The following is an 11,774-nucleotide window of genomic DNA, read 5'->3' as shown; positions in this document are numbered from 1 at the left end:
ACGTCATGCCTGGGCAACCGGATGCAGCGGCACGCGGCGCGGGGCGGCCTGCGCCGCGTAGCGCGCGTTGGTCGCGTCGATGTTCGCGAGCAGCGTGTCGAGCCCCTGCAGGTACTGATGGTTGTCGTGGTCCCACGGGTGGAAGCCAGGACGGAAGTAGTCGAGCCATTCGCGCGCGATGCTCGGGAACACGCCGGTCCTCGGGCCGTACAGATACTTCACGAGGCGCCACATGCCACCGAACCTGCCGTGCTTGCGACGGTGCGACAGCATCAGCCGCACGTGGAAGTCGAACACGATCGTCCAGAACATCACGGTCGTGAGCAGCATCGTGCTGGTGCGCAGCAGGTAGCTGCCGAGGCCCGGCTTCGTCACTGCGTTCCATACGTCGTACGACACCGCCTTGTGCTCGGTTTCCTCCATCGCGTGCCACATCCACATCTGCTGGTAGCCTTCTACGGACCCGTCGATCCGGTGTTCGTGGCCCGACAGCAGCTGGTTCGCGAGGATCGCCGTGTAATGCTCGAGCGCGATGGTGATCGCGAGCTGCATCGAATGCGGCAGCGTCTTCTTGAAGAAGCCGAGGATCGTCCACAGCCGCTTGTCGAGCTTGTGCGCGGGCAGGCCGGACGACTGCAGCAGATCGTTGTACTCGATGTGCTCGCGGGTGTGCATCGCTTCCTGGCCGATGAAGCCGAGCACCTGCTTCTTCAGCGCCGGATCCTCGATGCGGTCGCGGTAGTTGCGCACCGAATCCATGAAGAAGCGCTCGCCGGCCGGGAACAGCAGCGACAGCGCGTTCATGAAGTGGGTGACCGGCACGCCCTGGACATGCCAGTCCTTCGCGCGCTCGGGCGGCAGCGCGAAACGGATGTCGCGCCGCACGGGCATCATGTTCGGGGTCGTCATGATTGTTCTCCTCCCTGATTGCCTGCGTTGTTGTAGGTGGCGTGAAGCGGGGCGGCCGCGGGCGCGCCGTAGCGAACAGCCGCGCGACGGGCCTTCGCGGCTTCGCGGCGCGTCACGAGCACGACGAGCGCCTGGTACGCGGCCGGCAGGATGCGCGCCATCCAGTCCGCGCCTTTCGCGTCTCGGCCGATCAGCACGCGGCGCTTGTTCTTGCGCACGCCGGCGAGGATCGTGCGCGCGGCTTCGTCGGCGGTCGTGATGAAGAACTTCTCGAAGCTGTCCTTGCCTTGCTGCTCGCTCTCGACGATGAAGCCGACCATGTTCTTCGCGACGCGACTCGATTGCGCGATGTTGGTGCGGATGCCGCCGGGGTGCACGCATGTGGCGGACACGCCGCACTTCATCATGTCGAGCTCCTCCCGCAGCGATTCGCTGAAGCCGCGCACCGCGAACTTGGTCGCGTTGTAGCCGCTCATGCCCGGCTGCGCGAAGATCCCGAAAATGCTCGACGTGTTGATCACGTGGCCGTCGCCCGATGCCTTCAGGTGCGGCAGGAACGCCTTCGTGCCGTGCACGACGCCCCAGAAGTTGATGTTCACGATCCACTCGAGATCGCTGTATTCCATCCCTTCGATCGTGCTCGACAGCGCGACGCCCGCGTTGTTGAAGATCAGGTTGACCTTGCCGTGTTCCTTCGCGGTGTCGTCGGCCCACGCGAACATCGCGTCGCGATCGCCGACGTCGAGCACGCGCGTCGATACGCGCACGTTCGGCGCGATCGCGCGGACGATCCGCTCGGTTTCGGCGAGGCCGACGCCGTTCTTGTCGGCGAGCGACACGTGGCAGCCGGCCTGCGCGAGCTGGAGCGCGAGCGAGCGGCCCATGCCCGAGCCTGCGCCCGTGATCGCGGCGACCTTGTTGGCGAAATCTCTCATGTCGGTGGCTCCTTGTCTGGCTCAGGCCGCTTCGACGGACGTGGAAGTCGAAGCGGAAGCGGAAGCGGCGGGCGCGGCGACGGGCCGCGCGGTCGTGTCGTGTTGCGGTGCGCGATACGCGTGGTAATCGGCGATCGAGAAGTGCGCGGTCGCCTGGCGGAAGCGCCAGGTGAAGCCCGGCCACAGCGTCGTGTTCTTGCCGGTGCGCGGATCGAGGTACCAGCTCTTGCAGCCGCCCGTCGACCAGATCGCCTTCTTGAGCTTGCCCTGCAGGTCGCTGTTGAACTGCGCCTCGACGAGCGGGCGCACCTCGATCGCATCCGCGCGTTCGCGATGCATCGCCTGCAGCGCGCCGAGGATGTATTCGATCTGCGACTCGATCATGAACACCATCGAGTTGTGGCCGAGGCCCGTGTTCGGGCCGACGATCATGAAGAAGTTCGGGTAGCCCGGCAGCGTCGAGCCCAGATACGCGTGCGCGCCGTCGCGCCAGGCGTCGACGATGTCGAGCCCGCCGCGGCCGATGATCGCGCCGCGCGGATACGGATCGGCAACCTGGAAGCCTGTGCCGTAGATCAGGCAGTCGACTTCATGACGCTTGCCGTCGGTCGTCACGACCGCGTCGGCTTCGATGTGGTCGATGCCGGTCGTGATCACGTCGACGTTCTTGCGTGACAGCGCCGGGTAGTAGTCGTTCGAGATCAGCACGCGCTTGCAGCCGAGCGTGTAGTTCGGCGTGACGGTCTCGCGCAGCGCCGGATCGGGAATCTGCTTGCGGATGTGGCGCAGCGCGAGCTTCTGCACGTTCTTCATCAGCGACGGATGGATCGCGAAGCCGAGCACGCGCGATTCGAGCATCCAGTAGATGCTGCTGCGCACGGCCTTCTGCGTGAACGGCAGCGTGCGGAACAGCCATTTCTCGAACCCGGTCAGGTTGCGGTCGGGCTTCGGCATGATCCACGGCGGGGTGCGCTGGAACAGCGCGAGTGCCTTCACGCGCGGCGCGATCTGCGGCACGAACTGGATCGCGCTCGCGCCGGTGCCGATCACCGCGACGCGCTTGCCTTCGAGCGCATAGTCGTGATCCCACTGCTGCGAATGGAACGCGCGGCCCTTGAAGTTCTCGACGCCGGGAATCGCCGGCAGCGCGGCGCGCGACAGGCCGCCCATCCCCGACACCAGCACGCGCGCCGACAGCCGCTTGCCGTTCGCGAACGTGAGGCGCCAGCGTTGCGCGGCTTCGTCGTATTCGGCGCGCTGCAGCGCGTGGTTCAGGCGCAGGTGCGGGCCGACGCCGAAGCGCTGCACGCAGTCTTCCAGATACGCGCGAATCTCCGGCTGCGGCGCGAACATGCGCGTCCAGCGCGGGTTCGGCGCGAACGAGAACGAATAGACGTGCGATTGCACGTCGCATGCACACCCGGGGTAATGATTGTCGCGCCACGTGCCGCCGACCGACGCGGCCTTCTCGAGGACGACGAAGTCGGTCACGCCTGTCTGCCGCAGGCGGATGGCCATCCCGAGACCGGCGAAGCCGGTGCCGATGATGGCGATGTCGGTGGTTTCGTCCAGGCCGTCGTGGCCGGGCGGGCCGAAAGGCAACGTGCGAGCATTCATCCGGGTGTCTCCGATTTGGCTCATTTTCTAATGTTACATTGTGTGATGTAACGATAGTGGGTGAGCCTGGAAACCGCAAGAGGCTAGAAGCGGCGCTCTAAGGGCCGGAAGCCGTGCGGGAAAAGGCTGAGCGGGGTTTGGAACAGGGCGGTTTCCGCATGACGGGATGCGCGGAAACGGCCGTCGGCAGGGCGGCCGAGGCGGGAGACGAGGCCGGCGGCGCGCGACGGCTTGTTTGAAACACTATCGGGGACGGATCGAGCGGGCGGCCGCCTCATGGAAAACCCCGGCGACGATCGTGACCTGCGCAAGCGCGTAGAGGCCCCAGATCAGGTAACCGATGCCGGGAAAGCCGCCGAGGAAGCGCCCGACGCCGATCAGCGTGTCGGAGCCGACGAAGATCAGGCTGCCGATGGCGACCAGCGGGCCGCGCGTGCGGGCCGCGAGCGCGAAGCTCGCCATCGCGCACAGCACGAGCATGTAGACGGCGACCGGTGCGAGCAGCTCGCCCAAGTGCGGAAGGAATGCCGCGTAGAACGCCGGTGCGGCGATCCATAGCCCGATCAGCGCGCCGATGCGCCAGCCGTGCGGCCGCGCGCGCCAGCGCATGAAGATCGTGCAGTAGCACAAATGCGTGAGCAGGAATGCGCCGAGACCGAGGACGAACGACAGCGGCCACTCGGGCAGCGCGAGCAGCACGTCGCCGAGCACGGCCGTCGCGAGCGCCGCGCACAGCCACGCACGCTCGCGTGGTGCCGCGCAGGTGCTGCCGGCCGCGAGCAGCAGGAGGCCCATCGCGGCTTTTGCGGCCGCCTGGCCGGGATAGGGCGCGGCGGCGAGCGACAGCCCATACAGCAGCGCGGCGGCGACGGCGAGCGGCCAGAGCCGGCGATAGGCGGCGGGAAGCGTGGCGATCAACGCGGGTGTCTCCGGATGGTTGTTATCTGCGGTGGACGGCGCGCCGTCGTGGGCGCGGCTGCAGGTCATTATCCGGAAGAACGGGGGCGGGAAAACCGGCGAATCCTTCTAGGTTGCGGAGGCTCGGCGATCTGGGGCGCACCGATGCGGCGGGATCGAAAAAGAACAGCCGGCGGGCATTGCGTGCCGCCGGCTGTTTGGTGATCGCGATGTGTGCGCCTCGTCGTTTCGCGGTGTTGTGCCCGCGAACCCGCAGCAGCAGCGTGGCCTAGCCTTCGCCGTCTTTCGGCGCCTTCACACCGGCCTGCCGCGCCGCTTCGTCGCTGAGCTTCTTGTCGAGGATCGTCGCGACGCGTCCGCCGAGATAGGCACTCGCCGCGTTCTCGAGCGCGCGGTTCGTCTCGCCTTCGACGAACACGGCCGCGAGCGGGCGCAGGCGCCAGATCGCATCGACGAGCGCGGGCACGTCGTTGACCGGCGGCAGCGTGCCTTCGTCGTAGCGGTCGAGCCGCTTCACGACGAGATCGACGAGCAGCCGCGCGATCGCGTCGAAATGCGGCCGCGCGACGCTGATCACGTCGAGCAGTTCGCGCGGCGGGATGCCTTCCTTCGTCATCGCGGCCGCTGCTTCGAGCAGCGCGGGGCTTTTCGCGACGAACGACAGGCCGCGCCGTTCGAGCAGCCCGAGCTCGGTCACGCGCGACAGTTGCGACGCCGTCTGCGGGCCGAACATCTGCGCGAGCGCGGCGAGCGAATAGGTTTTCGGCAGTTCGTGCGACCAGCGGCCGCCGATCGCGTTTTCCAGGCCGAGGATCGAGCGCAGGTCGTGGCCTTCGTCGATCGCCATGATCAGGTCCTGGATGTTCGACAGCGTGTAGCCGCGTGCGAGCAGGTGGTTGATCAGCTTCAGGCGGGCGACGTGCGTGTCGTCGTAGATGCCGACGCGCCCGCGCTTCTCGGGCGGGGCGAGCAGCCCGCGATCCTGGTATGCCCGAACGTTGCGCACGGTCGTGTCCGACACGCGCGCGAGTTCGTCGACCGTGTACTCGTTGCGGGAATCGGCTGCGGCCTCGTCTGGCATGGTTGGAGTCTGTTTTGACATGCGGCCATTCTAGCGCGGCGCGACAGGCTCGGGCGAGGCGGGGAGCGTGCGTGCGCCGTCGCCGAGCGCGCGCTGCATCAGCGCGGTATCGATCCAGCGGCCGTGCTTGAAACCGACCGCCTTCAGCACGCCTGCGGGCTCGAAACCGAATGCACGGTGCAGCGACGTCGAGCCGCCGGTGCCGCCGTCGGCGATCACCGCGATCATCTGCCGCCACGGGCCGGCCTCGCACCGCGCGATCAGTGCCGCGAGCAGCGCGCGGCCGATGCCGCGGCCGCGCTGCGCGTCGTCGATGTAGATCGAATCCTCGATCGTGTGGCGGTACGCGCTGCGCGTGCGATACGGCGTCGCATAGGCGTAACCGGCCAGGCGGCCGTCGTATTCCGCGACGAGATAGGGCAGCCCGTGACGCAGCACGGCGTCGCGGCGCGCGCGCAGTTCGTCGACATCGGGCGGCGTCTCCTCGAACGACGCGACGCTGTGGCGCACGTGGTGCGCGTAGATCGCGTGAATGGCGTCGAGATCGGCATCGGTCGCGTCGCGGACGACGCAGGCGGGAGCGGCGGGCATGGTGGCGGAGCGGGCGGATGAAATTGCTACTATGCCGGCCGTCGGGTGGCGCGGTAAAGGCGTTGGCCGAGGCCGCGGCCGCATCGTGCGGCGGTCCGAGGCCTGCGCGACCGGCTTACAGGTGCCCGTCCGCGTCGCGAACTGCGTCGGCGATCGCATCCGCGACCCGCTGCACGCGCGGCGAGCGCCGCACGTCCGGGTGGACGACCAGCCAGATCTCGCGCTCGACATCGCAACGGGGCACGGACGTCAGTTCGACGAGCCCGGTGGCGGCCGACAACGACGGATCGACCGGCGCCGGCGATTCCGTGCCCGCATGCGTTGCCGGATCGTCGACGAGAAAGCGCGGCAGCAACGCAATCCCCGCACCGGCCACGCACGCGCGGTGCAGCGCGGCCAGATCGTTCGCGATGAACGCGAAGCGGCGACCGGCCGCGAAGCGTTCGAGCCACTGCTGCTGCGGCATCTGCGCGAGCGCGTCGTCGTAGCCGAGAAACGCCCACGTATCGGGCGGCGCGGCAACCCAGTCGGGCGACGCGCACAGCGCGAAGCGCATCGTGCCGAGCCGGCGCGCGGCCAGCCCCGGCTCGCTCGGCCGCGACAGGCGCACCGCGAGATCGGCTTCGCGTGCGTACAGGTTGGCCGCGTGCATCTCGCCCATCAGGTCGATCCGCAGCGCCGGCCACGCGCGCTGCGCGCGGGCGAGCCGCGGTGCGAGAAAGTGGCTCGCGAACACCGGCGACGCCGACACGCGTACCATGCCGTCGAGCGTCGCCGCCCCTTGCGCGGCGCGCGCGAACGCATGCACGTCGGCTTCGACGCGGCCGGCATGATCGGCGAGATGCAGCCCTTCGTCGGTCGGTGGCCAGCCGCGCGGCAGCCGGTCGAACAGCCGGATGCCGAGCGAGGACTCCAGCGCGTCGATGCGCCGGGCGACTGTCGAATGCTGGACCTGCAGCGCCCGCGCGGCGGCCGACAGGCTGCCGCCGCGTATCACCGCGAGGAAATAGCGGAGGTCGTCCCAACTCATCGGCAGCGGGGGCGATGGCGTCGTATCGGTCGAATTTTGCACGGTAGATGGGCAAATAACAGGAATTCCGATCGATTATGCACGATGGGATGATCGTGTCACTTCATTCGATTGCGAGGAACGTCATGACCCAAACTGCCACCGCCATCCGGATCGGGCTCGACCGCTACGGCGACGCCGGCGTGCTGCGCCGCGTCGATGCACCCGTCGTGCCGCCCGGTGCCGGCGAGGTGCGGATTCGCCAGACCGCCGTCGGCGTGAACTTCGTCGACATCTATTTCAGGACCGGCGCGCATCCATTGCCGGCGCTGCCGGATGCGCTCGGCGTCGAGGCCGCCGGCGTGATCGACGTGGTCGGGCCTGGCGTGACGGCGTTCGTTCCCGGCCAGCGCGTCGCGTATGCGGGACTGCCGACCGGAAGCTACGCGAGCCTGCGCACGCTGCCTGCCGAGCGTGTCGTGCCCATGCCCGACGGTGTGAGCGACGCCGCCGCCGCCGCCGGGCTGCTGAAAGGCATCACCGTCTACATGCTGCTGCACCGCGTGCGGCAGGTCGGTGCCGGCGACACCGTGCTCGTGCACGCGGCGGCCGGCGGTGTCGGGCTGCTGGCGACGCAGTGGGCGCGCGCGCTCGGTGCGCGGGTGATCGGCACCGTCGGTTCGGCTGCAAAGGGGCACTCGTGCGCGCGCATGGAGCGGAAGCGGTGGTCGACTATCGCGAGGAGGACTTTGTCCAGACGGCGCGTGCATTCGGCGGCGGCGCGGGCGTCGACTATGCGATCGACGGGATCGGCGGCGACGTGCTGACACGCACGCTCGGCGCGGTCCGGCCGTTCGGGATGGTCGCGAGCATCGGGCAGGTCGCCGCGATCGGCGCGCGGCAGACGATCGATCTCGACGAACTCGGCCCGGCCCGCTCGATTGCGCTCGCGCGGCCAAGCGTGCTCGGCTTTATTGCGCGTGATGTGGAAGGGTATCGGGAAGCCGCGCGCGCGACGCTCGAACGGCTCGCGGACGGGATGCACGTGGAAATCGGCGCGCGGCTGCCGCTCGAACAGGCGGCCGACGCGCACCGGTTGCTGGAGTCGCGTCAGACGACGGGCGGGGTGGTGCTGGTGCCGTGACGGCGGATCGCGCGGCGATCGAAAGTCACGACGGCGATCGCTTCGCGGTGTCGATCCGCAGGCGGGCGCCGCCGCCGCGCCGCCGTTTCCCGGCAGATCAGTGATGCTTGCGCAGCGGCGTACTTTCGACGAACCACGCCAGCACGAATGCGATCGCGATCACGCCCGCCGCCGCCAGATACACCACATGCAGCGACCCGGCGAACGCGTGCAGGTACGCATCGCGCACAGCATCCGGCAACTGGTGCACGGCTGCCGGCCCGAGCGCGGGCGGCAGCTCCGTGCCGGCCGGCAGCGCCTGCGCGATCCGCGACTGCAGCCCATGCGAGAACAGCGCGCCGAACGCGGCGACGCCGAGCGAGCCGCCGATCGAGCGGAACAGCGTCGCGCCCGATGTCGCGACACCCATGTGCCGGAATTCGACCGTGTTCTGGACGGCGAGCGTCAGCACCGGCATCACCATGCCGAGCCCGATCCCGAGTAGCGCCATATACGCGTACATCGTGTGCAGCGGCGTGTCGAGCGACAGCGTCGACAGCAGCGCCATCGCGATGCCGCCAATCAGCGTCCCCGCGATCGGAAACGGGCGATACGTGCCGAGCCGCGAGATCAGCCGGCCGCTCGCGACCGACATCGCGAGCATCCCGCCCATCATCGGCAGCAGCTGCATCCCGGCCTGCGACGGCGTCGAGCCCTTCACGACCTGCAGATAGAGTGGAATGAACGTGACCGAACCGAACAGCGCGATGCCGACGACGAAGCCGATCAGGCTCATCAGCACGAAGGTGCGCTGGCGGAACAGTGCGAGCGGCATGATCGGCTCGGCCGCGAGCCGCTCCTCGTAGACGAAGCCGCCGACCGCGACCAGGCCGAGCACGAGCGTCATCCATAGCTGCGGCGACGACCATGGCAGCAGCGAACCGCCTTCGCTCGTGAACAGGATCACGCAGGTGAGGGCCGTCGCGAGGAACGCGGCGCCCATGTAGTCGATCCGGTGCTTCACGTGCGCGGTGTGCGGCCGAAACGCGATGCCGATCACCGCGAGCGCGACAAAGCCGAGCGGCAGGTTGATCGTGAAGATCCAGCGCCACGACAGGTGTTCGACGAGGAAACCGCCGAGCAGCGGCCCGACGATCGTCGCGAGGCCGTACACGCCGCCGAACATCCCTTGATAGCGCGCACGGCGCTCGGGCGGCACCAGGTCGCCGATCGCGGCCATCGTGACGACCATCAGGCCGCCGCCGCCGAGCCCTTGCAGCGCGCGCAGCACGATCAGCTGCGTCATGTCCTGCGCGATGCCGCACAGCGCGGAGCCGGCGAGAAACAGCACGATCGCGGCCTGCAGCACGATCTTGCGGCCGTACAGGTCGCCGAGCTTGCCGTACAGCGGCAGCACGACCGTCGACGACAGCAGGTACGCGGTGACGACCCACGACAACTGGTCGAGGCCGCCGAGCTCGCCGACGATCGTCGGCAGTGCGGTCGACACGATCGTCTGGTCGAGCGCGGATAGCAGCATGACGAGCAGCAGCGCGGCGACGATCAGCCCGGTCGGCGCGTCGCGGCGGGCCGCTTCGGCGGCCGGCGGAGCAAGGAGGGTATCGGTTCTCATCGATATATCTGCCATGGCAGTGAATTGATCGAAATATAGAACCGATTGGTTGACCAGTCAATTTCTGCCGAGCCTCGATTTGTTGCATCGGTAACGGGAGATTGCCAGCGGGAAAAAATTGATCGCGATCAGCCCGAATGAGGGCCGAGCTCAAGTTTCTTGCATGCAAACCGTAATCCAGAGTGCCGCGGACCGATTGCCGCGGCACTTTTCATCGCTCACGTGCCGTCATGAACCTGAACGCCCTGTTTTCCCGTTTCTCGATCCGTACGCGGATTTTTTCCACGCTCGGTCTCGTCGCCGTGCTGCTCGTCGTGTCGGGCCTGATCGGCCTCACCGGCATGCAGAGTTCGAACCGTGCGCTCGACGAGGCCTATACGCGCCAACTGGCCGCGAAGACCGCGCTGTCCGCCGCCAGCCTGAACCTGACGATCGTGCGCACCACGCTCGACCGCGCGCTGCTGCATCCGGAGGCCTCGGAAGTGCCGGATCTCGTCAAGAAGGCCGAGAGCTATCTCGCGAAGGCCGACGCCGCGTGGCGCACCTATGCGACCATGCCGCACGACGGTGACGAAGGCCCGCTCGCGACCCGGCTTGACGCCGCGCGCCAGGCGCTCGTCGAGCAGGCGTTGACGCCGCTGATCGACGCGATCCGCACGGGACGCCGCGACGACGCCGACCGGCTGTTGATGACGGTTGCGCCGCCGCTGTCGGTCGGGCTCACGCAGGCGACCGATGCGCTCGATGCGTACCAGGCCGCACGCGGCAAGGACGTGTACGACACCGCGCAGACCTATTACGGCTGGATGCGCGCGGGCGCGATCGCCGGCATTGCGTTCGGTCTGGCCGCGTGTCTCGGCTGTGCCGTCGGCCTGCATTTCGCGATCACGCAGCCGGTGAACCGGCTGCTGTCGCATTTCCGCCGCCTGTCGGACGGTGACCTGACGTCGGAAGTGCGCTGGTCGTCGCGCGACGAGATGGCCGAACTGGTCAAGGGCGTGACGGGCATGCAGCGCAGCCTCGCCGATACGGTGCGCCAGGTCAGCCATGGTTCCGAAGCGATCTCGACCGCGACGCACCAGATCGCGGCCGGCAACACCGACCTGTCGCAGCGCACCGAGGAGCAGGCATCCGCGCTGCAGGAGACGGCAGCGAGCATGGAACAGCTGACCGCGACCGTGAAGCAGAACGCCGACCACGCGCTCGAGGCTCAGGCGTGCGCGGACAGCGCGAGCGAGATCGCGACGCGCGGCGCGACGGTCGTCGGCGAAGTGATCGGCACGATGAACGAGATCGACCAGAGTTCGCAGAAGGTGGCCGACATCATCGGCACGATCGAGGGCATCGCGTTCCAGACCAACATCCTCGCGCTGAATGCGGCGGTCGAAGCCGCGCGCGCGGGCGAGCAGGGCCGTGGCTTCGCGGTGGTCGCAGGCGAAGTGCGCACGCTCGCGCAGCGCTCGGCATCGGCCGCGAAGGAAATCCGCACGCTGATCGGCGAGTCGGTCGAGCGTGTCGCGGCGGGGTCGAGACTGGTCGGCGTGGCCGGCTCGACGATGCAGGACATCCAGCAGGCGATCGGCCGCGTGACGGGCATCATGACCGAGATCGCGGCCGCGTCGAACGAGCAGCGCGACGGCATCGAGCAGGTGAACCGCGCGGTGTCGCAGATGGATCAGGTGTCGCAGCAGAACGCGGCGCTGGTCGAGCAGGCGGCGGCCGCGGCTGCGTCGCTGGAGGAGCAGGCCGACGGGCTGCGGCGCGCGGTGGGGGCGTTTCGGGTGGCTTGATCGTTAGCGGGGTGGGCGGGGCGACAGCGGGGTTGTTCGGGCGTGTCGCCTGCGATGCGCTTTACTGTGGGATTGGTCCACGCTGTTGCGATGGTTCGGTCGAGAAGATTGGTATCGTCCGTAGGGCTTTCCGAACTGGTCAATGTACGTACATCCACGTGCCCGTCC

At 68.3% G+C, this 11,774-nt stretch carries 9 protein-coding genes and 1 pseudogene; 2 read left to right on the top strand and 8 right to left on the bottom strand.

Annotated elements, in window-relative coordinates; translation table 11 throughout:
* Positions 1–3: 3 nt before the first annotated feature.
* The 7 genes from DIE15_RS02470 to DIE15_RS02440 all read right to left on the bottom strand — a co-directional run bounded on the left by DIE15_RS02470 (position 4) and on the right by DIE15_RS02440 (position 7,081).
* Positions 4–909, bottom strand: a complete 906-nt coding sequence (locus DIE15_RS02470; RefSeq protein ID WP_057929337.1) for a metal-dependent hydrolase — start codon at positions 907–909, stop codon at positions 4–6.
* Positions 906–1,844, bottom strand: a complete 939-nt coding sequence (locus DIE15_RS02465; protein ID WP_057929336.1) for an SDR family oxidoreductase — start codon at positions 1,842–1,844, stop codon at positions 906–908. The genes DIE15_RS02470 and DIE15_RS02465 overlap by 4 nt, the downstream gene beginning before the upstream one ends.
* Positions 1,845–1,865: 21 nt before the next feature.
* Positions 1,866–3,461: an NAD(P)/FAD-dependent oxidoreductase gene (locus DIE15_RS02460; RefSeq protein WP_124832282.1), complete on the bottom strand. Its 1,596-nt coding sequence runs from the start codon at positions 3,459–3,461 to the stop codon at positions 1,866–1,868.
* Between the two features lie 243 nt (positions 3,462–3,704).
* Positions 3,705–4,379: a lysoplasmalogenase gene (locus DIE15_RS02455; RefSeq protein WP_124832281.1), complete on the bottom strand. Its 675-nt coding sequence runs from the start codon at positions 4,377–4,379 to the stop codon at positions 3,705–3,707.
* A 268-nt stretch (positions 4,380–4,647) separates the two neighbouring features.
* Complete coding sequence (locus tag DIE15_RS02450) at positions 4,648–5,481, bottom strand: MerR family transcriptional regulator (protein WP_124832280.1); 834 nt, start codon at positions 5,479–5,481, stop codon at positions 4,648–4,650.
* Between the two features lie 9 nt (positions 5,482–5,490).
* The gene (locus tag DIE15_RS02445; protein ID WP_124832279.1) at positions 5,491–6,051 is read right to left on the bottom strand and encodes a GNAT family N-acetyltransferase; all 561 of its coding nucleotides are present in this window, start codon (positions 6,049–6,051) and stop codon (positions 5,491–5,493) included.
* 115 nt (positions 6,052–6,166) lie between these two features.
* Positions 6,167–7,081, bottom strand: a complete 915-nt coding sequence (locus DIE15_RS02440; protein ID WP_124832278.1) for a LysR family transcriptional regulator — start codon at positions 7,079–7,081, stop codon at positions 6,167–6,169.
* 125 nt (positions 7,082–7,206) lie between these two features.
* Between DIE15_RS02440 and DIE15_RS02435 the strand changes: the two are divergent.
* Positions 7,207–8,204: pseudogene (locus tag DIE15_RS02435) on the top strand (quinone oxidoreductase family protein).
* A 97-nt stretch (positions 8,205–8,301) separates the two neighbouring features.
* Here DIE15_RS02435 and DIE15_RS02430 read toward each other — a convergent pair.
* Positions 8,302–9,816 carry an MDR family MFS transporter gene (locus DIE15_RS02430; protein ID WP_124832277.1) on the bottom strand — a complete coding sequence of 505 codons (1,515 nt, stop codon included), beginning with the start codon at positions 9,814–9,816 and terminating at the stop codon, positions 8,302–8,304.
* 230 nt (positions 9,817–10,046) lie between these two features.
* On the opposite strand from DIE15_RS02430, the gene DIE15_RS02425 reads away from it, so the two are divergent.
* On the top strand, positions 10,047–11,606 hold the full coding sequence (locus DIE15_RS02425) for a methyl-accepting chemotaxis protein (RefSeq protein ID WP_124832276.1): 1,560 nt from the start codon (positions 10,047–10,049) through the stop codon (positions 11,604–11,606).
* The last annotated feature ends 168 nt before the right edge of the window (positions 11,607–11,774 follow it).

Origin of the sequence: Burkholderia sp. Bp9031 (genome assembly GCF_003857965.1) — a bacterium.
GTDB lineage: Bacteria > Pseudomonadota > Gammaproteobacteria > Burkholderiales > Burkholderiaceae > Burkholderia > Burkholderia ambifaria_A.
The sequence above is the reverse complement of the archived record's forward strand: the minus strand, read 5'-3'. Positions and strand labels throughout refer to the sequence as shown.

Coding starts and splice junctions, on each gene's coding strand:
- DIE15_RS02450 (WP_124832280.1), bottom strand. CDS start 5,481: ATGTCAAAACAGACTCCAACCATGCCAGACGAGGCCGCAGCCGATTCC.
- DIE15_RS02430 (WP_124832277.1), bottom strand. CDS start 9,816: ATGAGAACCGATACCCTCCTTGCTCCGCCGGCCGCCGAAGCGGCCCGC.
- DIE15_RS02445 (WP_124832279.1), bottom strand. CDS start 6,051: ATGCCCGCCGCTCCCGCCTGCGTCGTCCGCGACGCGACCGATGCCGAT.
- DIE15_RS02470 (WP_057929337.1), bottom strand. CDS start 909: ATGACGACCCCGAACATGATGCCCGTGCGGCGCGACATCCGTTTCGCG.
- DIE15_RS02460 (WP_124832282.1), bottom strand. CDS start 3,461: ATGAATGCTCGCACGTTGCCTTTCGGCCCGCCCGGCCACGACGGCCTG.
- DIE15_RS02440 (WP_124832278.1), bottom strand. CDS start 7,081: ATGAGTTGGGACGACCTCCGCTATTTCCTCGCGGTGATACGCGGCGGC.
- DIE15_RS02425 (WP_124832276.1), top strand. CDS start 10,047: ATGAACCTGAACGCCCTGTTTTCCCGTTTCTCGATCCGTACGCGGATT.
- DIE15_RS02465 (WP_057929336.1), bottom strand. CDS start 1,844: ATGAGAGATTTCGCCAACAAGGTCGCCGCGATCACGGGCGCAGGCTCG.